21 protein-coding genes are annotated in these 21,844 nt (G+C 74.2%); 13 read left to right on the top strand and 8 right to left on the bottom strand.

The window, feature by feature from the left end:
• The first annotated feature begins 54 nt into the window (after positions 1-54).
• From RBH18_RS19490 to RBH18_RS19470, 5 genes are all read left to right on the top strand, one after another.
• Positions 55-1,092 (top strand): TetR family transcriptional regulator, encoded by a 1,038-nt coding sequence (locus RBH18_RS19490; protein ID WP_306209782.1) that lies wholly within the window; start codon positions 55-57, stop codon positions 1,090-1,092.
• A 107-nt stretch (positions 1,093-1,199) separates the two neighbouring features.
• A complete protein-coding gene (locus tag RBH18_RS19485) occupies positions 1,200-2,933 on the top strand; it encodes an alpha/beta hydrolase (RefSeq protein ID WP_306209780.1) in 1,734 nt (577 codons plus the stop codon).
• Positions 2,934-3,056: 123 nt separating this feature from the next.
• Positions 3,057-3,641, top strand: a complete 585-nt coding sequence (locus RBH18_RS19480; protein WP_306209778.1) for an isochorismatase family protein — start codon at positions 3,057-3,059, stop codon at positions 3,639-3,641.
• Positions 3,638-4,540 (top strand): GlxA family transcriptional regulator, encoded by a 903-nt coding sequence (locus RBH18_RS19475; RefSeq protein ID WP_306209776.1) that lies wholly within the window; start codon positions 3,638-3,640, stop codon positions 4,538-4,540. Before RBH18_RS19480 ends, RBH18_RS19475 begins: the two co-directional genes overlap by 4 nt.
• 99 nt (positions 4,541-4,639) lie before the next feature.
• Positions 4,640-5,203 (top strand): nucleotidyltransferase family protein, encoded by a 564-nt coding sequence (locus tag RBH18_RS19470; RefSeq protein ID WP_306209774.1) that lies wholly within the window; start codon positions 4,640-4,642, stop codon positions 5,201-5,203.
• Here the strand turns inward: RBH18_RS19470 and RBH18_RS19465 are convergent.
• The gene (locus RBH18_RS19465) at positions 5,194-5,925 is read right to left on the bottom strand and encodes an HAD family hydrolase (RefSeq protein WP_306209772.1); all 732 of its coding nucleotides are present in this window, start codon (positions 5,923-5,925) and stop codon (positions 5,194-5,196) included. The genes RBH18_RS19470 and RBH18_RS19465 overlap by 10 nt on opposite strands.
• Positions 5,926-5,952: 27 nt before the next feature.
• Here RBH18_RS19465 and RBH18_RS19460 point away from each other — a divergent pair, with 27 nt between their 5' ends.
• Complete coding sequence (locus RBH18_RS19460; RefSeq protein WP_306209835.1) at positions 5,953-6,828, top strand: pyridoxal-phosphate dependent enzyme; 876 nt, start codon at positions 5,953-5,955, stop codon at positions 6,826-6,828.
• Positions 6,829-6,848: 20 nt separating this feature from the next.
• Entirely contained in the window at positions 6,849-8,270 is a 1,422-nt protein-coding gene (locus tag RBH18_RS19455) for a hypothetical protein (protein ID WP_306209770.1), read from the top strand.
• A 143-nt stretch (positions 8,271-8,413) separates the two neighbouring features.
• On the opposite strand, the gene RBH18_RS19450 is transcribed toward RBH18_RS19455, so the two are convergent.
• The 5 genes from RBH18_RS19450 to RBH18_RS19430 form a co-directional block, all read right to left on the bottom strand.
• A complete protein-coding gene (locus RBH18_RS19450) occupies positions 8,414-9,247 on the bottom strand; it encodes an alpha/beta fold hydrolase (protein ID WP_306209768.1) in 834 nt (277 codons plus the stop codon).
• A gap of 81 nt (positions 9,248-9,328) precedes the next feature.
• Positions 9,329-9,616: a ribosomal protein bL36 gene (locus tag RBH18_RS44250; protein ID WP_456237631.1), complete on the bottom strand. Its 288-nt coding sequence runs from the start codon at positions 9,614-9,616 to the stop codon at positions 9,329-9,331.
• Positions 9,617-9,649: 33 nt separating this feature from the next.
• Positions 9,650-10,555: an alpha/beta fold hydrolase gene (locus RBH18_RS19440; RefSeq protein ID WP_306209766.1), complete on the bottom strand. Its 906-nt coding sequence runs from the start codon at positions 10,553-10,555 to the stop codon at positions 9,650-9,652.
• Between the two features lie 69 nt (positions 10,556-10,624).
• Positions 10,625-11,041: a hypothetical protein gene (locus RBH18_RS19435; protein ID WP_306209764.1), complete on the bottom strand. Its 417-nt coding sequence runs from the start codon at positions 11,039-11,041 to the stop codon at positions 10,625-10,627.
• A 464-nt stretch (positions 11,042-11,505) separates the two neighbouring features.
• Positions 11,506-12,006: a flavin reductase family protein gene (locus RBH18_RS19430; protein ID WP_306209762.1), complete on the bottom strand. Its 501-nt coding sequence runs from the start codon at positions 12,004-12,006 to the stop codon at positions 11,506-11,508.
• Positions 12,007-12,854: 848 nt separating this feature from the next.
• Between RBH18_RS19430 and RBH18_RS19425 the strand changes: the two genes are divergently transcribed.
• From RBH18_RS19425 to RBH18_RS19410, 4 genes are all read left to right on the top strand, one after another.
• Positions 12,855-13,559 carry a winged helix-turn-helix domain-containing protein gene (locus RBH18_RS19425; protein WP_306209760.1) on the top strand — a complete coding sequence of 235 codons (705 nt, stop codon included), beginning with the start codon at positions 12,855-12,857 and terminating at the stop codon, positions 13,557-13,559.
• A 325-nt stretch (positions 13,560-13,884) separates the two neighbouring features.
• Positions 13,885-15,141: an FAD/NAD(P)-binding protein gene (locus RBH18_RS19420; RefSeq protein WP_306209758.1), complete on the top strand. Its 1,257-nt coding sequence runs from the start codon at positions 13,885-13,887 to the stop codon at positions 15,139-15,141.
• A gap of 156 nt (positions 15,142-15,297) precedes the next feature.
• Positions 15,298-16,347: a S1 family peptidase gene (locus RBH18_RS19415; protein ID WP_306209756.1), complete on the top strand. Its 1,050-nt coding sequence runs from the start codon at positions 15,298-15,300 to the stop codon at positions 16,345-16,347.
• A gap of 105 nt (positions 16,348-16,452) precedes the next feature.
• Entirely contained in the window at positions 16,453-17,316 is an 864-nt protein-coding gene (locus tag RBH18_RS19410) for an aldo/keto reductase family oxidoreductase (RefSeq protein ID WP_306209755.1), read from the top strand.
• A gap of 11 nt (positions 17,317-17,327) precedes the next feature.
• On the opposite strand, the gene RBH18_RS19405 is transcribed toward RBH18_RS19410, so the two are convergent.
• Both RBH18_RS19405 and RBH18_RS19400 read right to left on the bottom strand, forming a co-directional pair.
• Complete coding sequence (locus RBH18_RS19405; protein WP_306209753.1) at positions 17,328-18,950, bottom strand: PAS domain-containing protein; 1,623 nt, start codon at positions 18,948-18,950, stop codon at positions 17,328-17,330.
• Between the two features lie 58 nt (positions 18,951-19,008).
• Positions 19,009-19,923, bottom strand: coding sequence for a serine hydrolase (locus RBH18_RS19400; RefSeq protein WP_306209751.1), 915 nt, complete (start codon positions 19,921-19,923; stop codon positions 19,009-19,011).
• A 120-nt stretch (positions 19,924-20,043) separates the two neighbouring features.
• On the opposite strand from RBH18_RS19400, the gene RBH18_RS19395 reads away from it, so the two are divergent.
• Together RBH18_RS19395 and RBH18_RS19390 are read left to right on the top strand one after the other, a co-directional pair.
• Entirely contained in the window at positions 20,044-20,811 is a 768-nt protein-coding gene (locus tag RBH18_RS19395; protein ID WP_306209749.1) for a hypothetical protein, read from the top strand.
• Between the two features lie 39 nt (positions 20,812-20,850).
• On the top strand, positions 20,851-21,844 hold a 994-nt coding region (locus RBH18_RS19390), incomplete at its 3' end, for a hypothetical protein (RefSeq protein ID WP_306209747.1).

Raw genomic sequence — 21,844 nt, 5'->3', positions numbered from 1 at the left:
GCGACGGTCAGGGCAACGGCGGGAGGCGCATTGGTCCGGCTCAGCAGGGCGGAGATGCAGGGCAACAATCGGGCGAAAGTGCTGGCGGCGGCCCGTGCGGAGTTCATGACGCGCGGCTTCCGCGAGGCGAAGATCGACGCCATCGCCGAGCGGGCGGAGCTGACCCGCGGCGCGGTCTACTCGAACTTCCCGGGCAAGCGGGCGCTCTACTTCGCGGTCCTGGCCGAGGAGGCCGCCCAGCTGCCGCCGCCGGACTACGCGCCGACCGCGGGCAGTGTCGGCGCGGCGCTCGGGGACTTCGCGCGGGCCTGGCAGGCGCGGCTGCCGCTGTCGACCGAGGACCGGCACAGCGCCACGCGGCTCGGGCGGGACCTGCTGCCGGAGGTGCTGGCGGACGAGCGGGTGCGGGTGCCGTACGCGCAGCTGACCGCCCTCTCCGCGGTGCTGCTCGGGCTCTCGCTCGAAGGGGTGCGCGGGGGCGCGCCGGGCCGCCTGGTGCGCGTCGCCGAGGTCGCGCTCACGCTGCTGCACGGCACCACGCAACTGGCCGCCGCGGCGCCCGGGTTCGGCGAGCCCTTCGCGGTGGCGCAGGCGTGTGCCGCGCTCGCCGGCCTGGACACCGGCGACGAGTGGGCGCCGACGCACCTGCCGTACGTGTCCCCGGCCCGCCCCGTCACCGACCCCTGGGACCCGCCCGCGGCGACGGACGCCCTCCGCGCCGCCCCGGCCTCGTTGCGTGCCGACGGCGTCGTCGCCGTGCTCGGACTGCACCGCCTGTCCGCCGTGGAGGAGGCGCTGCGGACGGTCCCGCCGTCCGGCACGGTGACCCTCGTCGTTGTCACCGGGGAGCCCGGCGAGCTCGGCCCGCTGGCGCGTCTCGCCGTGGCGGAGCTGCGCGCCTGCCTGCGTGCCGCCGTGCCGGAACGGGCCTGGTGCCGGCTGCAGATCGTGCACGACGAGTCCGGAGCGCTCGCGGCCGCGGCGGGCGTGGCGGCGGTCAGCGACGCGACGGAGAGTGCCGTGCGGGTGCGCGGCGGCCGGATCGTGGCCCGCGCCGACGGCTACGGCGCCTGTTACGCGGTGGCTGCCTGAGTCGCCCGGCTGGGTGCTTCTTCGTCGTCGTCCGATATCGGGTGATCTTCCGTTCTTACGGTCGAGGCCTCGCGGTGCGCGGCCGCGGCATCGACGGAAGGGCTCCTATGTCACCTCTCGGAAAACGCCTGATCGCGGCGGCTGCGGCCGGGCTGCTCGGCCTCGCCGGGGCCGGCTCGCCGGTCGAAGCAGCGACCGGCCTGTCGCCGGCGGTCGAGGCGGCGCCGGCTGCCGAGGCGGACAGGCTGGATCGCGTGCCGGTGCCCGAACTGGGCTGGTACAAGTGCTACGACGTCGCCCAGTGCGCGGTCACCCGGCTGCCGCTCGACTACGACGAGCCCGGCGGCGCCACGACCGAGGTGGCGATGCTGCGGATGCCGGCGACGGACCCCGCCAAGCGGATCGGGACGCTCTTCGTGAACCCCGGCGGGCCCGGCGGCGCCGCGACCGACATGGCGATCGCGGCACCGGCGTTCCTGAGCGCGGCCGTCCGCGAACGGTTCGACATCCTCGGCGTCGACCCGCGCGGCGTCGGGGCCAGCGCGCACGTCGAGTGCTGGCGGTCCACCCAGGAGCAGACGGCGGTGCTGTCCGGTCTCAACGTGTCGGTGCCGTGGGGCAAGGCCCAGGAGGCCGGGTACGTCGCCGCGGCGAAACAGGTCGGCAAGGCGTGCTCCACCCGGGGCCGGCCGCTGGCGGGCGCGATGTCGACCGCCGAGGTGGCGCGCGACCTGGAGATGATCCGCCGCGCGCTCGGCGAGGGAAAGCTCAACTTCTTCGGGATGAGCTACGGCACGGTGATCGGGCAGTACTACGCCGCCATGTTCCCGGACCGGTTCCGGGCGATCGTGGCGGACGGCGTGCTCGACCCGGCGCACTGGGTGGGCACGCCCGCCACGGCCGGCCGCGAGCAGGAGGCGCGGCTGCGGTCGGGCAACGGCGCGTACCGGGCGCTGCGCGAGCTGCTGCGCCGGTGCGACAAGGCCGGCGAGAAGTACTGCGTCTTCGCCGCCGGAGACCCGCTCGCCAACTTCGAGAAGATGGCTCAGCGGCTGCGCGCGAAGCCGCTGGTCTTCACCGATCCGTACGGGACCTTCACCATCACGTACGGCGACTTCGTGGGCGGCATCATCGGCTCCCTGTACGGCGCGGACGCCGGCGCCCTGGTGACGGCCCTCGCCAAGTACGTGTGGGACCTCATGTTCCCGACGTCGCCGGCCGCCACCGCCGTGGCGAAGACCGGGCTGCGCCAGCGCGCCACGGCCGCTCGCGACCAGCTGGGCCGCGACTTCCCGTACATCAACACCACGGAGGCGTTCGCCGCCGTCCTCTGCACCGACGCCCTGCACCCGCGGGACGCGTCGATGTGGCCGGAGCTGATGACCGCGGCCGACGAGCGGGCGCCGCACTTCGGCCGGGTGTGGGGCTGGATCTCCGCGCCGTGCGCCCGGGACACGTGGACGGTGCGGGACGAGGACGCGTACACCGGGCCCTTCGGCGTGCGCACCGCCGCGCCCGTGCTCTTCGTGGGCGCCCAGTGGGACCCCGCCACCAACTACGACGAGGCGGTGTCCGCCTCGCGCCGGTTGCCGAACGGGCGGCTGCTGTCCAGCGACAATTGGGGGCACACGTCGTACGGCACCTCGGCGTGCGTGACGGGGGCGGTCGACGCGTACCTGCTCACCGGCAAGCTGCCCGCGAAGGGCCTGCGCTGCAAGGGCGACGCCCAGCCGTTCACCACGCCGCAGCTGACCGCGCAGCCGGCGCCCACCGCGGGCGCCGCCGACCGCTCGCCGGTGGCCATGCCGCTCCCGGCGTCCATCTTCAACGGCAACCGCTGACCCCACCGCACCCGTACGGCGCCCCGGAGCCCTGTGCCCGGGGCGCCTGCTTGACCGGATCGTTCCGGTGCCGGACGTGACCGTGCCTTACCCGCCGGCGCGCCGCGGCGCAGGATCGACGGCATGAGCAAAGCGCTGATCGTGATTGACGTGCAGGAGTCGTTCCGGGTGCGGCCGCTGTGGGAGGCCGTCGGCGACCCGGACATCGCCGTACCCGTGCAGCGGCTCGTCGACGCCGCGCGCGCCGCCGGCGACCTCGTGGTGTGGGTGCTGCACGCCGAGCCCGGCAGTGGCGGGCCGTTCGATCCGGAGTCGGGTCACGTGCGGCTCTTCGCCGGGCTCGAGGCGCGGGACGGCGAGCCCGTCCTCACCAAGACCTCGCGCAACGCCTTCACGACGACCGGCCTCCAACAACTGCTGACCGAGCGTGGCGTCCGCGACCTGACCGTGTGCGGCATCCAGACCGAGCAATGCGTCGAGACGACCGCCCGCCTCGCCGCGGACTACGGTTACGCGGTCATCTTCGTCACCGACGCCACCACGACGTTCCCGATCGCGCACCGGGACGCCCCGGCCGGCCGCAGCGTGGCGGAGCTGCTCGCCGACCCGCGCACGCTGCCGGTCGCCGAGATCGTCGCCCGCACGGAGTACGCACTGGCGGGCCGCTTCGCTAAGGTGACAACCGTGCGGGAGCTGACCGGATCGTGAGCAGGGTGGTCTTCGTCCTGGCGCCGGGGGTGCACCTGCTCGACCTCGCCGGCCCGGCTCAGGTCTTCTCGACCGCGGCCGACCACGGGCACGGCTACCGCCTCGACTACGTCGCGGAGCGCCCCGAGGTCCCGAGCCACCAGGGCGTGACCCTGCACGCCACGACGGACTGGCCCGCCCTGGGCCCGGACGACCTGGTCCTGGTCCCCGGCTGGCGGCGGGCCGGCGGCCCCGGCAAGTTCGGCCCGGCGACGCTGGCCCGGATCGCCGCCCACCACGCCGCCGGCGGCACGGTCGCGAGCGTCTGCGCCGGGGCCGAGGCGCTCGGCCGGGCCGGGCTGCTCGACGGCCGCCGCTGCACGACCCACCACGACGTGCAGGAGGATCTCGCGCGCCGGCACCCCCGGGCGACCGTGGTGCGCGACGTCCTCTACGTCGCCGACGACCGCGTGATCACCTCGGCCGGCATCGCCAGCGGCATCGACCTGGCCCTGCACCTCGTCGCCACCCGCCACGGCCCGGCGGCGGCCGCCCGCGTGGCCCGCGACATGGTCGTCTACGCCCGGCGCAACGGCGACGACCACCAGGAGAGCGTCATGCTCCGGCATCGCGCCCACCTCAGCGAGGCGGTCCACCGGGTGCAGGATCGCATCGACGCCCACTTCACCGAGCCGCTCCCGCTCGCCGCCCTGGCGCGCGCGGCCGGCCTCAGCGAACGCACCCTGACCCGCCGCTTCGAGGCCGCGACCGGCTGCACGCCGCTGCGCTACCAGCAGCAGCTGCGGGTCGAGCGGGCCGAGCACCTCATCGGGCAGGGCGCCACCGTCGAGGCCGCCGCCCGCGCGGTCGGCTTCGTCGACGCCCGCATGCTGCGCCGCCTCCGCGCCCGCGAGCTCTGAACTCGCCGCCTCCGCGCCCGCGAGCTCTGAACTCGCCGCCTCCGCGCCCGCGAGCTCTGAACTCGCCGCCTCTGCGCCCGCGAGCTCTACACTCGCCGCATGGAGATCGCCGGGCTCGTGCTCGCCGCCGGCGCCGGGCGCCGCTACGGCGGGCCCAAGGCTCTCGTCCGCCTCGACGGCCGCCTCCTCGTCGAGCACGCCGCCGCCACCCTGACCGCCGCCGGCCTCGACCGCGTCCTCGTCGTGGTGGGCGCCGCGGCCGGCGACGTGCGCGCCGCCGCTCCCGAGCTGGCCACGGTCCACAATGCCGACTGGGCCACCGGCATGGCGTCCTCCCTGCGCACCGGACTTACCGCGCTCGCCGCCACCCCGGCCGAGGCGGCGGTGGTCCTGCTGGTCGACATGCCCGGCGTCACCCCCGAGGCGGTACGCCGGGTGGCCGCGCACGCCGCCCCCGGCGCCCTCGCCATGGGCGGCTACGACGGGCGCCGCTCCCACCCCGTCCTCCTCGGCCGCGACCACTGGCCCGGCGTGATCGCCACCGCGCACGGCGACCGGGGCGCCCGCGACTATCTGCGCGCCCACGCCGCCGAGGTGCGCGTGATCGCGGTCGGGGACGTTGCCGACGACACCGATCTCGACGTCCCGCCCGCTCACCCCTGAGGGCGGGGAGGCACCGGCAGGTCGCGCAGGGTCGTGATGCGGTGGGTCTCGTCGTACGGGCCCCGGGCGAGCCGGTCGAGATGGATCGCGCGCAGCCCGGCTGCCCGGGCGCCGAGCACGTCCAGGGCGTAGTTGTCGCCGACGCTCACCACGCGGTCCGCCGGTCGGCCCCAGCGTTCGCACGCGCGGCGGAACGCGGCCGGATCGGGCTTCGCCACGCCCAGGTCGTCGACGGTGAACACCGGGCCGACCAGGCCGGCGAGGCCCGTACGCGTCAGCTTCTTGCGCTGCTGGACCGCCGAGCCGTTGGTGAGCACGGCGGTCGCGACGCCGGCGGCGGCGAGCGCGGTCAGGGCCGGGACCGCGTCGTCGTACGCGAACCAGGCAGCCTCGTAGTGCCGCAGATAACCGGCGAAGACGGCGTCGAGCTCGGCATCGGTGCCGGAGATGGCGAGGAAGTCGCGGAGCCGCCGGCGGCGCTGCTCCGCGTACGTGACCGTGCCGGCCCGCCACGCCGCCAGGTGCGGCTCCTCCAGGGCCCGCCAGCGGGCGACCGCCTCGTCCGTCGCGTCGAGCCCGCGCGTCGGCAGCCAGGCGCGCACCCCGGCGTCCGCCGCCGCGTCGTGATCGAACAGGGTGCCGTCCAGGTCCAGCAACACCCCGGCCGCGTCGTCGAGCAGCACGCCGAGCGCGTCGTCCGGTCGCACCTCGAGCGGTTCCACGGGCGGCATCCTATGCTCGCAGGCGTGATGATCAGGCCGATCCCCCTGGCCACGTGGCCGACCCCACTCGAGCCGGCCATGCGCCTCGCGGTGGAGCTCGGGCTCGACGAGCTCTGGCTCAAGCGCGACGACCTCACCGGCCTGGGCGGCGGCGGGAACAAGGTGCGCAAGCTGCAGTACACCTGTGCCGAGGCGGTCAAGGCCGGCGCCACCCGGGTGGTCACCACCGGCGCACCGCAGTCGAACCACGCGCGCCTGACCGCCGCGGCCGCCGCCCGGCTGCGCCTCGGCTGCACGCTCGTGCTCGCCGGTGACCCGCCCCCGGCCGCGCGCGGCAACCTGATCCTCGACGAGCTCGCCGGCGCCACCGTCGTCTGGACCGGTGCCGAGCCCGTCGCCGAGGTGGCGGCGCGGCAGCCGGGTCACCTCATCCCGTTCGGGGGTACCTCGGCCTTTTCGGCACAGGGCTATGTGGACTGTGCGCGGGAGCTGCTCGCCCAGGCGCCGGACCTCGACCTTGTCGTGGTCGCCGCCGGCTCGGGCGGCACGATGGCCGGCCTGGTCGCCGGGCTCGGCGCGGACCGGGTGCTCGGCGTCGACGTGGGCGCCGTCCCGGACATCCGCGCGACCGTCGCCGGTCTGCTCGTCCAGATGGGCAAGCCGGTAGACCCGGCGGCGTTGCGCATCGACGACACGCAGGTCGGCGACGGCTACGCGACCCTGGCCCCGGCGGCGGGCGCGGCCGTCGGGCTCGCGGCGCGCACCGAGGGCCTCTTCCTCGACCCGACGTACACGGGCCGTGCGATGGCCGGTCTCGCGGCGGCCCGCCCGCGCGGCAAGGTCGTGTTCTTGCACACCGGCGGCCTGCCCGGCCTGTTCGGCCACCCCGCGTACGCGGGCTGAGCTACCCGCATACTTGCCGCGTGAACGAGGTCGCGTTTCCCCGTACGCCGGACGGCCGGCGCAGCAGCACGAGCTTCGGCCGGGCGGTGGTCGCCGACGCGTTGCGTGCCGTCGATCCGGCGGCCGCGGAGGGCGCCGCGCGCGAGCAGGACTGGCGGTCCGGCTATCTGCGGCACTTCCGGGCGCTGGTCGAGGCAAGCCTCACCGACGGGTACGCCGTCGCGGGCGCCGGGCTCGCCGCCGTCCATGAGCGGGTGGTCGTGGCGCGGGACGACGGGGACGTGCCGCTGTCCGAGATCTTCGCGGTGCCCGCCCCGCCGCCGGCGACGTTCACGGTCACCGGGCAGGAGAAGGCGGAGCGCGAGCTGCTCGTTCCGTACGGGAAAGAGGTCCTGCGGGGTGATGCCCTGCACCGGCAGCTCGATGCGTGGATCGCGCGCGGGGTGATCGAGGCATCGTGCGCGGAGCTCGTGCGGGAGGTGGCCGCCCACCCGGAGTGGCTCGACCTGTCCGATCAGCGGCTCGTCGTCCTCGGCGCGGGCGCGGAGCTCGGCCCGCTGCCCGCCGTGCTGGCGTGGGGCGGCACGGTGCTCGGTGTCGACCTGCCGCGGCCGGCGTTGTGGGAGCGGGTCGCCGACACCGCCCGGCGCAGCGCGGGGACATTGATCGCGCCGGGATCGTCCCCGGTGGACGCCGGCATCGACTTGCTCAGCGGGCTGCCCGAGGTGGCCGCCTGGCTGCGGGAGGTGCCGGGCCGCCTGGTGCTCGGCAATTACGTGTACGCACCCGGGGCCGCGTATCCGCTGCTGTCCGCGGGCGTCGACGCTCTCGGCGTACGGCTGGTGGGTGAGCGGCCCGAGACGGCCCTGGCGTTCCTCGCCACGCCGACCGACACCTTCGCCGTGCCGGGTCCGGTGGTCGCGGAGGCGGCGTCGCGCTATCGGGCGCGGCCGGCCGGCGTCAAGGTGACCCAGGCGCTGTCGGGCGGGCGGCTGCTCGCACCGCACTATCCCGCGGGCGCCGACCCGGGCATCGCCGACAGCCTCGTGCCGCAGCAGGGACCGAACTACGCGCTGGCGAAACGGATCCAGCGCTGGCGGGCCACGGCCGCCCGGCGGGCCGGGACGGACGTCGCCTTCGCGGTGGCGCCGCCGACCCGGACCCGGTCGGTGACGCGGAACAGGCTGCTGGCCGCGGCGTACGCGGGGGCGCATCTGTTCGGGGTCGAGGTGTTCGAGCCGGCGACCAGCAACCGGTTGATGGCGGCGTTGCTGGTGCACCAGCTGCGGAACCCGCGTCCGGCGGCGGCGGAGGCGTGGACCGACGAGGCCGTGGGGGCGGCGCACGGCGGGTTGTGGCGGGTGCCCTATTCGCCGCGGACGGCGCTCGGGCTCGCGGCGGCGCGCGGGCTGCTCGATCCTTCGGTCATCCGGGGGTCGTGAGCCTCTTCCTCGGGGTCGTGAGCCTTTCCTCGGGGTCGTGCGCCTTTACGTCGGGTGGTGCGCCTTTCCCTCGGCGTCGTGCGCCTTTTCGTCGGGGTCGTGAGCCGGCCTTTTTCTTCGCGGGTCGTGCGCCGGCTGCCGGGTCACGCCTTTCCGGCCAGCCAGGACTCGACGGCGGCGACGACGGGCTCGGGAGTGCGGCGGGCCCAGCGGAAGTGGTCCGGGGTGGCCGTCACGGTGGCCCGGTCCACGTGCGCGGGCAGGCGGCGGGCGAGGTGCTCCACGGCCGGGGCGGTGATCATGGCGTCGCCGGCGATCGTCACGAGCAGGGCCGGCAGGTCGAGGGCGGCCAGGGCGGCCTCGTAGTCCGTGCGGTCGCCGTGCAACCGGTAGCGGCCGTGCCGGGCCTCGTAACCCCAGTCGGCCATCAGCAGCCGGGGCTGGCGTCCGGCGAAGCCCAGGCGATGCCCCGGCCAGTAGCCGAGCGACCCGGCGACCGCCCCGACGAACCGCACCCCGGCGGCGCGCCGGACACGGGCCAGGGGAGTGGCGTGCGCCGCCTTGGAACTGGTGCCGGTGCCGATCGTGACGACGGCGGCGGGCCGGGAGCCCCCGGTGGCCGCCGACAGCAGGGCGAGCTGACCGCCGAGGCTGTGACCGGTGAGCACGTAGCTGCCGGCCCGCTGCAGCGCCTCGCTCGCGAAGACGGCGGGCAGATCCTCGCGCAGCAGATGGGCGTACCCGAAGGAGGCCTTGCGCAGGTCGGCCACCGGACTGCGCGGCATCCCCCGCAGCTCGACCCCGACGACGTGCCGGCCGTGCGCGGCCCAGGCGGTGAGGAACTTGTCGTAGTACGCGAGCGGCACGCCCAGCGCCGGCAGGAAGACGATCGAAGCCGTCGCGCCGGGGGTGCCCCGCTCCTCGACGGTCAGCGTGACGCCGTCGGCGGAGGGCACCGGGTGCACGAGAGGATCCATGATCTCAGTGTGCCCGGGAACAGGAAACGCCGGAGACCCGTGGCGGCGGGTCCCCGGCGTTGGATGTCACGGTATCGCGTCTCAGCCCTGCCGGCCGTTCCAGCGCGGATTCTTACGGTTGATGACGACCATCCGCCCGCGGCGGCGCGTCACGACCGAGCCGGGCTTGCTCTTCAGCGACCGGAGCGAGTTCCGAACCTTCATGGTGTTACCTCCCGCGGGGGAAACGTCGCCGGGGTCCCGCGCATTCCGGCCGCCCGCGTCCGCCGCGTCCGCCGCGTCCGCCGCGTCCGCCGCGTCCGGCCCGGCGTCGCCGTCGTCATCCGTCCCGGCGGCTCGCGCCTTCTGCCCGGCTCGGGCGCCCTGCATGGCGTCCTCCCTGGCTGGAGGTTGGTGCGTGGCTCACGCTTCGTCGGTGGCTCGGGCTTCGTCCACGGCCCGGGCGAAGGCGACCGTGCGTTCGACGACGAGGTCCGGGCTGTGCATGACGAGGTCGTGACCCGCCCCGGGAACCACCAGCGTGCGGACGTCCGGCATGCGGTCGCGGACGCGTGCGGCGGTGGCCTCGGCGTCGTACAGCTGGCTCCGCTCCCCGAAGACGGCCAGCACCGGCGCCTGGATCCGGCTCAGCTGATCGTCGGTGAGCGGGGTGAGCCTGGGCAGCCGCGGGCGGAAGGTGAAGGTGCCCTTCGCCAGCTTCGGGATCGAGTCGTCGAGCAGCGTGCTGTTGTGGAACCAGCCGGCGGCCCGGTGCCGCAGCGGCGCGGGCGCGAACATGAACAGCCCGGTCACGATGATCCACGCCATGAACCGCCGCGTGACGCGCCCGAACCCGCCCGCGTCCAGCAGCGTGATCGACGCCGCCCGGCCCGGGTCGTCGAGGTGGTGCAGCAGAGCGATCCAGCCGCCGTACGAGCAGCCGACGAGATGCGCCCGCCGCACCCCCAGCGCGTCGAGCGTCTCGGTCAGCCAGCGCGACAGGTCCGCCGGCGTGCTGATCGGGGCTGTCTGGGTCGAGAGGGCCGGCTCCCCGATGAGGTCGAGCGCCAGCACCGGCCGCTCGCGGGCGAGCCCGGCGACGTGCGGCGTCCACATCAGCGAGCCGCCGCCCGAGCCGGCGAGCAGCACGAACGGATCGGCGGTGCTGCCGGCCGGCCCGCTGCGGAACACATGCGTGGTGCCGAAACTCGTCGGCACGTCGGTCTCGGTGCGCTCGACCGGCCACCGCCGGTCGATCAGGTCCCGCAGCACGGCGAGGTGACGGGCCCGGTCGGCGTCGGTCCGGAAGCTGCTCAGCTCGGCGGTCATCTTTTTATGGTACGCGTGAACCATAAAAAGGGCCACGCCGAGCGAGCGCCGGAGGTGCCGGACCGGCCGTCAGGCGCGGACGTCGAGCAGGTCGCCGCTGTTCAGGACGTTGCGGAGCTGGCCCAGGTCGACGCCCTTGTTCTGCAGGAGCTCGACGAGCTTGGTCGCGCTGGTGGCCGAGGTGGTCACGTCGTCCTCGCTCATGTCGAGCAGGTCGCTGATCTGGTTGAGCTTCGACGGGTCCTGCAGCCCGGCGACCTCGCCACGCGAGCCGCCGGGCCCGCCGGAGCCGGGACCGCCGGGGCCTCCGCCGGGCGGGGGCGGGGGCGGTGCCGAACTCTGGGCGCTCGTGAGCTGCTCGGCGACCTGGCTGGTGTCGGTGCTGCTCGTCTCGGCGGCGGCGGAGACCGGGCGGGGCGCCGGGGTCCAGGCCCAGCTCTGGGTCCAGCCCGTGCCCGACGTGCCCAGGGCACTGATCGAAGTCATGACGGATTCCTCCTCGGCGAGCCGGCTGTCGGCCCGTACGAGGGGTGTGATCGGCCCGTGACCCGCGATCTTGTGAGCTTTTGGCGTTCTCACAGGAACTCACAGCTTCGTCAACGCCCGTTGACGCCGGCCCGGAATTTCGGTGCGCTCCTCAGGAGGCCGCCACCCGTCGGCGAGTGCATCGAGTGCCACCCGTCGGCGAGGGCATCCAGCGTCGCCGCTGGCGAGTGCGCCGGGCACCCACGCCAGTGAGTGCGCTTGGGGCCGCCCGTCGGCGAGTCACGGCAGGGTGAGTGCGCCTGGCGCCGGCCGTAGCGAGTCACGCCGGGGTGAGTGCGCCTGGCGCCGCCCGTCCGCGAGTCGTGGCGGGTTCAGTCGGTCGGAGCCGCGTCGTCCGCGTCGTCCGCGCCGTGGTGGTCCGCCGGTTCGGGCCGTGCGGCGAGGCTGCGCCGGGGCGGCCGGTGTCACGCCGTGCGGCGGAGGTGGGCGTAGCTGCCGTCGTGGTAGACGAGCGGCGCCGCCGTGGCGTCCTCGTGGTGGTCGCCGGTCAGCGGGGTGGCCAGGACGATGGTGTGGTCGCCGGCCTCGACGCGCTGGGCGACGCGGCAGACGATGGTGGCGAGGACCCCTTCCAGCAGGGGTACGCCGCCGGGCCCCTCGTGCCACGCGCCGTGCGCGGCGAAGCGGTCGATGCCGCGGGTGGAGAAGATGCGGGCCACGTGCTCCTGCTCCTGGGTGAGGACGTGCACCGCGACCGTGTCGGCGGCGTCGACGGTCGGCCAGGCCGAGGCCGTGTGGGCCAGGCAGAAGGAGACGAGCGGCGGGTCGAGCGACACGGAGGTGAACGAGGTGGCCGTGAAGCCGGCCGGTGGCTCGCCCGGGGCGGTGATGACGACGACGGCCGCGGCGTGCCGGCGCAGCAGGGAGCGGAAGAGCTGCGCGTCCACGAGGGTGGTGTCGGTCATGGGATCTCCCTTTGCACGGAGACGGACGAGCGAGGTAGCTGCAGCGCCGCAGGTGCCTTCCACTGGTTGAGATCCGGCGTCGATGACGGCCGGCGCAGCGGTGGGCATGGCCCCACGCTTCCCCGGGAGTCGGGGCGGCGTCAACGTGATCTCATATCCTAGTAAACCTATGGGTTATTGTTGACATGACTGCGGCCGGCGGGCAGGATGGCCACCATCCCCACCGTAGCTGTTCACCATGGACGGTGGTCAACTCGCTGCAGAGGGTGACATTCGGTCCGCTGCGGACCGGGTGGGGTGACGGGTGGGGTGGTGCCGGTGCGGGGCGGGCCGGTGGTGTCGCCATCCCGGAGGGCGGGTCGTGACAGTGGTGGCCATCACTGCATAGATGCGCCTTTGTGGGCGGTGTCACCTTTCCGGGTGGCCGCCGGGATGCCATGGTGATTCGGCGGGAAAATGCTCCCGCATCCTGGATTTGTTGTGACCGGACGTGACCGAGCGGGAAGGGTGGGGGACATGCAGATGCGCGACGTACGCCTGACGTCCCGCCTGGCCATCGATCTCCTCCGATGCGCCAGCGCGCGGTGTCGCTCCTCCCGGTGACCCGGCCGGTGCGCTGACCCCGGTGCGGGTGAGGGCGTTCACGATCGCGTCGACGACGGTGTCGGCCCCGCGGTGATCCCGCCTCGAGTGCGTGGCTCCCGTCGTGAACGGCCCTCGGTGGTTCCCCCTTCCGCATGACCATGGGCGCGCTCCCGCGCCGCTAAACCTATCCCGCACATGGGAGAAGTATTCTTCAGCCGCCGCCGAGATCCGGCTGCGGTGACACCCACCCGGAGGCCCGTCTCATGTCCGTCCTCGCCGTCGCCGATCTCGCCCCGAACCAGCTCGCGGAAGTCGCCGCGAAGCAGCGCGCCGATCTCACCGCGAAGCAGCGCGCCGATCTCGCCGCGAAGCAGCGCCCGGAAGCCGCGTCCAAGCAGGTCGTGGAGCTCGCCTCGAAGCACATTGCCCCGCACGTGGCCTCGGCCCCCCTGCGCGTGCCGGGTCTCCGGTCCCGCCAGGGCCGCCTGCGCGCCGTGCCGGGCGACGCCACGCCCTCGTCGTCCGTGACCGTCACCATCACGCTCGGCGCGCCCGGAACCGAGGAGAGCGAGCGCGTCCTCGCCGCCCTCCGCGACCTGGTCGTCGCCGCCGGCCCGGACGCCGCGGTCGCCCTCGACGCTCCCGCCTTCGCCCCGGTCGCCCGCCCCGGCGTCGCCGGCCTGCACCTGGACCCGCGGCCGCGCACCGCCACCCTCGACGGGGTGCCGCTGGACCTGAGCCGCCTCGAGTACGAGCTCCTGCTCTTCCTGGCCCGCCACCCCCGCCAGGTCTTCAGCCGCAACCAGCTGCTCGGCCACGTGTGGGGCCACACCCACACCACCGTGCGCACGGTCGACGTGCACGTCAGTCGGCTCCGCACGAAGCTCGGCGACCCGGACATCGTGACCACGGTCTACGGCGTCGGCTACCGCCTCTCCGAGGAAGCCGCGATCACGATCGCCGACTGAGCGGACAGTCCCAGCAGGATGCCGAGCCCCGCGCGCCGGATGCCAGATGCCGAGCCTCGCGCGCCGGGCGACGGATGCCGGGCGCCGAGTCCGGGGGCGGAGGGCTCGGCGACGACGGCCTGCTCGGCGAAGCCGCCGCGGCTGCCCCCGGCCGAGGTGAGAAAGGTCGCTCTCGATGGCGGCCGGTCGCCGGGTCCACGATGTGGGCCGCACCCGACAATGGTGCGAGGCGGTGCCCCCGATCTCCCCCTGGCGCGCGCCGGTACGGTGATTGGCGCGAAAGGCTCCTAAGCCTATCGTGAAGATAGGGAATGAGGAGGGGTTCATGCGGCGTACGGTGGCGGTGGTGGGCGGCGGGTGTTCCGGCGTCTTGACGGTTCGGGAGTTGCTGCGGGGCGGCGATGACGACGTCGTGCTCGTGGAGCCGGGGGAGCCGGGCGGCGGGGTGGCCTACGGGCACGCCCGGCCCTGGCACGTCCTCAACTCGCGGGCCGGGGCGATGAGCGCGGACCCCGGGGACCCGGGCCACTTCGTGCGCTGGTCCGGGGCGGCGCCGGGCGACTTCCGGCCGCGTGCGGAGTACGGGCGCTATCTGCGCGCCGTCCTGGACGAGGCCGCGACCGACCACCCGGGCCGGCTCCACCTGCGCCGCAATCGCGCGACGGCCGTCCGCCCCGGTGCGGTCACCCTCGACGACGGCAGCGAGATCCGCGCCGACCACGTCATCCTGGCGACCGGGGGACCGTCCTCGGCCCGCCAGCGCCTGGACCACCCGCACTACCTAGACGACCCGTGGCAGCCCGGCGCCCTCGATGCCCTTCCGCCCGACCGGCCCGTGCTGCTCGTCGGCACCGGCCTCACCGCGGTCGACGCCGCGCTCACCCTCACGGCGGACGGGCGCCGGACCGCCCCGGTCGTCGCGATCAGCCGCCGGGGGCTGCTGCCTCTCACGCACACCGTCGACGCCGCTCCGCCGGCCGCGCCCGCCCTCGACGACTGCGCGACGCTGCGCGATGTCGTGCGGGCGGTGCGCTCGGCGGCGGGCGAGGCGGGGGACTGGCGGCCGGTGGTCGACGGGCTCCGGCCGTACCTCGATGAATTGTGGACGGCCCTGAGCCCCGCCGAGCAGGACGCCTTCCTGCGGCATCTCGCCCGCACCTGGGAGTGTCACCGGCACCGCATGGCGCCGGAGATCGCCGGGCGGGTCGTCGCGCTGCGCGAGGCGGGCCTGCTGGAGATCCGCCGCGGCGGGGTGGCGGCCTGGCCGGGCCTCGGCGACTACGCGGCCGTCGTCAACTGCGCGGGGCCGGGCAAGCTGCCGGGCGCCGCCGGGCCGCTGGTCCAGGACCTGCTGTCGTCGGGCACGGCCGTGGCCGGCCCGCACGACCTGGGTCTCGCGGTCGACCCGGCCGGCCGGGTGATCGCCGCCGACGGCCGCGCGCACGAGCGGCTGTGGCTCATCGGGCCGTTGCGCCGCGGGTCGCAGTGGGAGACGACGGCGGTGCCGGAGATCCGCGCGCAGGCGCAACGGCTGGCGGCCGAAACGCGTTCCGAGCATCCCGCTTTGGTGATAGCCCCGTGATATGCAACCGCCGTTTCCGCAGCTCAGAGCGGCTTTGACGGGCATCGGGGCGGCGCGCGCGACCCTTGTCGATGCATTGAGTTCTCTCGATACTACGGATGGCACGAGGTGCTCCGGACATGCCCGGTGCACCCCCCATCCCCCTGGGAGGACCCTGTGCGTAACCCCGGCTCCAAGCTCGGCCGACCGATCGTCGGCCTGGCCGCCGTCCTGCTCGCCGGCAGCGCGTTCGCGTCACCCGCGAACGCGGCCTCGTCGGCGGCCGCCCCCGCCGCCGACGCGTCCCTCGTCTCCTCGAAGCTGGCCAGCACGCTGAGCGCCCAGCTCGGCACCAAGGCCGCCGGATCGTACGTCGACTCGTCCGGCAAGCTGGTGGTCAACGTGACCGACGCGGCCACCGCCGCCGCCGCGACCGCCGCGGGCGCCTCGGTGCGCTACGTGAAGAACTCCGGCGCCGCCCTGGCCGCCGCGGAGACGACCCTGAAGTCGGACCTCAAGACGCCCGGCACCTCCTTCGCCATCGACCCGGTCACCAACAAGGTGTCGGTCCAGGCGGACGCGAGCGTCACCGGCGCCAAGCTGGCCGCGGTCAAGGCGATCGTCGCCAAGCTGGGCGACAAGGCCTCCTTCGAGCAGACCCCGGGTACCCTCTCCACCCTCATCTCGGGTGGCGACGCGATCTACACCGGCGGCTCGCGCTGCTCGCTCGGCTTCAACGTCCGCAGCGGCAGCACGAACTACTTCCTGACGGCGGGCCACTGCACCAACGCCGGGACCACCTGGACCAACGGCTCGACGACGCTGGGCACCCGCGCCGGCACGAGCTTCCCGGGCAACGACTACGGCATCGTGCGCTACACCACCACCAGCGTGACGATCAGCGGCGCGGTCGGCTCGCAGGACATCAGCTCCTCCGGCACCCCGGCGGTCGGCACGGCGGTCACCCGTCGCGGCAGCACCACGGGCATCCACTCCGGCACCGTCCAGGCCCTCAACGCCACGGTGAACTACTCGCAGGGCTCGGTCTCGGGCCTCATCCGCACCAACGTCTGCGCCGAGCCGGGCGACAGCGGCGGCCCGCTGTACCGTGGCACCGTCGCCTACGGCCTGACCTCGGGCGGCAGCGGCAACTGCTCCTCCGGCGGCACGACCTACTTCCAGCCGGTCACCGAGCCCCTCAGCGCGTACGGCGTCGCCGTCTGGTGACCCGTCCGGTGAACTGATCGCGTGGGCCCCGGCACTTGCCGGGGCCTTACGCACTTCCAGGTGCCTTCTTCCCGGCGGGGAGCGGCCCGGCGCACAGTGGTCGCCATGACGACTTCTCTTCCCGGCGGCACCTGGACGCTCGGCGATCTGACCGTGACCCGGTTCGGCTACGGCGCCATGCAGCTCGCCGGCCCGTGGGTCATGGGCCCGCCCGCCGACCACGACGGCGCGCTCGCCGTTCTGCGCGAGGCCGTCGGGCTCGGCATCACGCACATCGACACCGCCGACGCGTACGGGCCGCACGTCACCAACGAGCTGATCCGCGAGGCCCTGCACCCGTACCCCGCGTCGCTGCACATCGTCACCAAGGTCGGCGCCACCCGCGACGCGCAGGGCGGCTGGCCTCCCGCACGGGACCCGGAGAGCCTGCGCCGGGCCGTGCACGACAACCTCGACCGGCTCGGCCTCGAGACGCTCGACCTGGTCAACCTCCGGCTCGGCAACGCCCAGGGCCCGGTGCCCGAACCGGTCGCCGAGGCGCTCGGCACGCTGGCCGAGCTGCGGAGCCAGGGCCTGATCCGGCACCTCGGCATCAGCAACGCGACCCCCGCGCAGGTCGCCGAGGCCCGGGGGATCGCCCCGATCGTCTGCGTCCAGAACATGTACAACCTCGCCCATCGCGGCGACGACGACCTGATCGACGAGCTCGCCGCGGACGGCGTGGCGTACGTGCCGTTCTTCCCGCTGGGCGGCTTCAGCCCGCTGCAGTCGTCGGCGCTGGACGGCGTGGCCGCGCGGCTGGGGTCGACGCCGATGTCGGTCGCGCTGGCGTGGCTGCTGCAGCGCTCCCCCAACATCCTGCTGATCCCGGGTACGTCGTCGGTCGCCCACCTGCGCGAGAACATCGCCGGCGCCGGCCGCACCCTCTCCGCCGACGATCTCGCCGAGCTGGACAAGATCGGCCGCTGACGAGCCGCACCCTAGCGGAACTTGTCCCGGGAGCTGCGCCGGTTCACCCGGGCCGGTGCCTGGTCCGGGGTGTCGCATCCGGGCCGCTGCCCGTCCGGCCCGGGACCCGGGGGAAGCTCCCGCATGGTCACCACGAAGCCTTGGACCAGGCGGTCCGTGCGCAGGTCGCGGTAGGCTGCCTCGACGAGCACCTGGCCGCCGTCGGTGCGCACCAGCGAGCAGACCACCACGCCGTCACCGGAGCCGCGCAAGGCCCGGCGCAGCAGGTCGCGGTCGTCCGGATGCACCAGGTCGTCCAGTGTCGCCAGCGGCGGGAGGCCGGGGGCACCGAGCAGCTCGCGCAGCGAGGGGCTGGCGTACCGGATGCGCTGGTCCTCGTCGAGCACCACGATGATGTCCGTGCCGGTGCCGATCACCGCGCGCAGATAGAGGTCACTGTCGCGGCGGCCGACCGCCGCCACCAGGGAGACGCGATCCAGCGCGAGCGCCGCCTGACCGGCCAGCACCTCGAGCGCGTCGCGCGTGGCGGTCAGGGTGTCGCGGCGACCCGCCAGGATCAGCGCCCCGCCGCTGGGCCGGGCGACGGCCAGCGGTTCCAGCCGCAGCGGGCAGACCAGTGTGGCGTGGTCGTGGTCCGGGCCCTCGGCCCACCAGCTGCAGCGCGCCGGGTCGGGTGCCGTGCCGGGCGGGACCTGGCGGTCGTCGAGGGCGAAGACGGCGCTGCGGACGGCGTCCGGCGGCATGAGACGGCCGACGGCGGCACGGACGGCCTCGTCCACGGCCTGCGTGTCGGCCGCGGCGACCAGCGCGGCGCTCGCCTGCCGCAGGGCGCGTTCCCGGGTCAGCGCCCGGGCGTTCAGAGTCACCGAGTCGGTCAGCCGCGTGATCGCCAGGAGCAGCGTGACAGCGCCGGCCACGGCGATCACCACGCCGTCGCCGACCGTGCCGTGGACCGACTCGATCAGCAGGACGATCGGCGGGGTGGCGGCGGAGACGCCCAGCAGCGCCGCCCAGCGCCCGCGCCAGGGGCTCGGCCGCGGCGCCGCGGGCTCGGTGAGCCGGACCATCGACGGGTGCAGCGCGGCGGCGCCCCAGGCCAGATAGAGCACCACGAACCCGGCCCCGCTCAGCGGGCCCGGCCACAGCGGCTGCACGATGTCACCGACCAGGACGCCCGTCGCCCCGACGACCAGCAGCACGGCCGAGAGGTTCCGGCCCACGGCGATCAGCAGGCGGGTGACGATCGCGACCAGCAGCAGGGCCCCGATGACGTACGCCCCGGAGACGTCCCCGATCCGGCCCGCGTCGCCGATGACGAACACCCAGATCACCAGCAGCGTCGAGCACGCGAACGCGCTCAGGTCGATCAGCCGCGCCCGGTCGACGAGAATCGCCCCGGCGCGGGTCAGCTGCAGCAGACTCCAGGCGACCGGGACGAACATGGCGTAGAAGCAGACCTCGGCGGCGCCGGGCCGGCCGAGCGCGGTCAGCACATCGCCGGCTGCGCTCGCCGTGACGGCGCCGGCGAGCAGGAACCAGGGTCCGGACCGGGCGGGCCGGTGACGCCGCACGCCGGAGACGATCGCGGCTGCGCTGCCACCTCCCAGCACCATCCAGGCGAGGGCGCTCAGCACGCCTAACTAGTACCAGCGGCGTCGCTGCGTGTCCATGCCGCTACGCTCCCGGTCCGGCTCAGTACTTGAGGTACGTACGCGTCAGCTTGGCGACCTTCTCGACCAGCGTGATGCCGCTGTCCATGGTCGCGTTGTTGTGCGACAGGACCGCGATCGAGACGTTCGTGTCGTCGTCGCCGGTGATGCGGCCGACCGTGTTGATGATCCAGAGGTTGTTGTCGGTCGAGCGGGAGAGCCAGCCGTTCTTGACGGTGGTGGTCTCGCCGGTCCGGCCGGCCGCGGGGACGCCCCAGGTCTGGGTCTCGTCGACCGAGTTCATCAGGCCGAAGGCGGTCTTGCGGGAGCCGGCGTCCAGCGGGCCCTTGGTGTCGACCAGCTCGCCGAGCAGCTTCACCTGGTCGTCGACCGTCGTCTTGGTCAGGCCCCAGGAGCTGCTGACCGTGGTCTGGGTGAGGCCGAGCTTGGCGTTGCACGCGTTGATCGCGGTGCGCCCGCCCAGGTGCGTGAACAGCGACGTGGTGGCGTTGTTGTCGCTGAGCCGGATCATGGGCTTGGCGAGGTCCATCTCGCCCGCGGTGGGCTCGCGGTCCTTCTCCTGCGCCTCCAGGAGCATGCACGCCATGACCTGCACCTTGACGATGCTCGCGGTCTCGTACTTCTCCGTGCCGCGGTAGGCGTACTTCTGCCCCGTGGTCTTGTCGAGCACCGCGACCGAGAACTCGGGGGAGTCGGCGTCGAGCTTCTTCAGCGCCTTGTCGAGGGCCTTGACCTGCTTGGCGCGCGCGGCGGCCGCCAGCTCCTCGGGGGTCGGGCCGGTCGGCGAGGGGGACGCCGACGGGGTGGGGCTCTCGTCACCCAGAGTGAGAGAGCTGGGCAGCAGGCCGCCGCCGGAGCCGCCACCGTCGCCGCGCAGGCCGAGGGCGATGAGAGATCCACCGCCCAGGATGACCACCGCAGCCACTACGAAAATCACGATTCGAGAACGCCGCACCCGTGCATACTGCCGTGCGAGGCGGGTGATGTTCAAACGCTCGCACTATAGGCACCGCCGTCACCACGGTTAGTGATGGTTTTCCGGGGGCACAATGGGCGCATGGCGCTGCTTCCCACCCCCGCTTCCCTGGTCCGGCTCACGCGTGACGCGGCAGGTCAGGCGGTGGAGGCCGCGGCCTCGGCGGCCACGGTGCCGGTCCGGCTGCTGAGCCTGCTCGGCCAGGCCGAGCTGCTGGTGAGCCGGATGACCGTGCTGGCCGAGCGGGCCGAGGGCCTGATCGACCGGGTCGAGCGGGTGGCCGGCGAGGCGGAGGGCGCCGTGGCGAGCGCCCAGGCGATCGTCTCCCGCGCCGACCAGATCGCCACCGGCGCCGAGGCGATCGTGACCCGGGTGGGCCGGGTGAGCGCCGACGCCGAGGCCGCGGTGACCGGCACCCGCGCAATCATCGCCGACGCGGGCGGCGCGGTGTCCGACACCAAGCGGATCATCGGTGAGGCCGGCGGCGCGGTCGCGGAGACGAAGACGGTCATCGGCTCGGCCGGGGCGGCGGTGAGCGAGAGCCGGGAGCTGCTCGACGGCTACGCGCCGACGCTGCGCAAGGCGGCGCCGCTGCTCGCCCGGTTCATCGAGGACCTCACGCCCGAGGAGGTCACCGCGGCGATCCGGATGATCGACCAGCTGCCGCAGCTGCGCGAGCACCTGACCGACGACGTGCTGCCGCTGCTCACCAAGCTCGACCAGGTGGGTCCCGACCTGCACTCGCTGCTCGAGGTGACCAACGACCTGCACCTGGCGATCGTCGGGCTGCCCGGCCTCAAGATGCTGCGCCGGCGCGGCCAGGAGCGGGTCGAGGCCGCGGAGGAGTAAGCGGAGCAAGGGGCCGCAAAAACGGCTAAATTGGGAAAAGTGGCGAAGGAGCGGAACAGCGGGTGGTCGCGCCCGTGGGCGGCGTTCTTCTCGCTGATCATCATCCTGGGCGGCGTCGCGGTCTCGTTCGGCTTCGGCGTGCGGCTGCGCGGGGCCCTCGAGCGCAACGCCCAGGCGCGCCTGGCCGCGTCGAGCACCGCCGTGCAGACCACGGTCGTCAACGAGCTCGGCCGCTACTCCGACGCCGTCCGCCTCACCGCCGCCGCCCTCACCGCCCTGCCCGAGCCGACCGCCGGCGCCTTCCGGAAGCTGGCCGCCGCGGTGGACGCGCAGGAGCTCACGGCCGTACGGGCGCTGTCTCTCGTGGTCCCGGACAGTGCGGGCCTCACCGCTCGCTGGCGGGCCCGCGGCGCCGCGGGCTTCACCAAGAAGCCCGGGGCCGCCGGGCTGCGCGAGCATCTGTACCCCGTCCTCACCGCCGGACTGGCGAAGCAGCGCGCCCCGGAGCCCGGCGTCGACCAGGGCTCCGCGCAGGCGGTGATCGACGTGACGAAGGCGGCAGCGAAGTCGGTCGCCATCTCCGACGCGTACGTCCGGCTGGCCGACCTCACCCTCCCCGCGATCGAGCGGCAGCTGTCCTTCGACGTGGTCGCCCCGGTGACCGGGTCCGAGGGTTATCTGGTCCTCAACGTGGCCGCGCGCGACCTGATCGCGCGGGGACTGGCGCTGGCCACGTCCGGGAACGATCTCGACATCCAGCTGCTCACCCGCTCCGGCACGGGCGAGCTGGCCGAGGTCGCCGCGGTCGTGGGCAACGGCAACGCCGCGTTCCGCTACACGGCCAACTTCACCGCGGGCGAGCGCCAGTGGGTGCTGCGCAGCGGCGCGAGCTATCAGGCCCTGCTGCCGAACGCCGGCCGTACCGACATGGTCGTCGTCATCGCCGGCGCCACGCTCGCGACCATGTTCGGCATCCTCATGTACCTGCAGATGTCCGCGACCGCCCGCGCCGACCGCGAGATCGCGGCCGAGG

Source organism: Actinoplanes oryzae (genome assembly GCF_030757795.1).
In the GTDB taxonomy this organism is placed as follows: domain Bacteria; phylum Actinomycetota; class Actinomycetes; order Mycobacteriales; family Micromonosporaceae; genus Actinoplanes.
This window is presented reverse-complemented; position numbering and strand designations above follow the sequence as displayed.

Coding starts and splice junctions, on each gene's coding strand:
- RBH18_RS19480 (WP_306209778.1), top strand. CDS start 3,057: ATGAGCAAAGCGCTGATCGTGATTGACGTGCAGGAGTCGTTCCGGGTG.
- RBH18_RS19490 (WP_306209782.1), top strand. CDS start 55: ATGCAGGGCAACAATCGGGCGAAAGTGCTGGCGGCGGCCCGTGCGGAG.
- RBH18_RS19430 (WP_306209762.1), bottom strand. CDS start 12,006: ATGACCGACACCACCCTCGTGGACGCGCAGCTCTTCCGCTCCCTGCTG.
- RBH18_RS19450 (WP_306209768.1), bottom strand. CDS start 9,247: ATGGATCCTCTCGTGCACCCGGTGCCCTCCGCCGACGGCGTCACGCTG.
- RBH18_RS19410 (WP_306209755.1), top strand. CDS start 16,453: ATGACGACTTCTCTTCCCGGCGGCACCTGGACGCTCGGCGATCTGACC.
- RBH18_RS19460 (WP_306209835.1), top strand. CDS start 5,953: ATGATCAGGCCGATCCCCCTGGCCACGTGGCCGACCCCACTCGAGCCG.
- RBH18_RS19425 (WP_306209760.1), top strand. CDS start 12,855: ATGTCCGTCCTCGCCGTCGCCGATCTCGCCCCGAACCAGCTCGCGGAA.
- RBH18_RS44250 (WP_456237631.1), bottom strand. CDS start 9,616: ATGCAGGGCGCCCGAGCCGGGCAGAAGGCGCGAGCCGCCGGGACGGAT.
- RBH18_RS19485 (WP_306209780.1), top strand. CDS start 1,200: ATGTCACCTCTCGGAAAACGCCTGATCGCGGCGGCTGCGGCCGGGCTG.
- RBH18_RS19440 (WP_306209766.1), bottom strand. CDS start 10,555: ATGACCGCCGAGCTGAGCAGCTTCCGGACCGACGCCGACCGGGCCCGT.
- RBH18_RS19470 (WP_306209774.1), top strand. CDS start 4,640: ATGGAGATCGCCGGGCTCGTGCTCGCCGCCGGCGCCGGGCGCCGCTAC.
- RBH18_RS19435 (WP_306209764.1), bottom strand. CDS start 11,041: ATGACTTCGATCAGTGCCCTGGGCACGTCGGGCACGGGCTGGACCCAG.
- RBH18_RS19395 (WP_306209749.1), top strand. CDS start 20,044: ATGGCGCTGCTTCCCACCCCCGCTTCCCTGGTCCGGCTCACGCGTGAC.
- RBH18_RS19420 (WP_306209758.1), top strand. CDS start 13,885: ATGCGGCGTACGGTGGCGGTGGTGGGCGGCGGGTGTTCCGGCGTCTTG.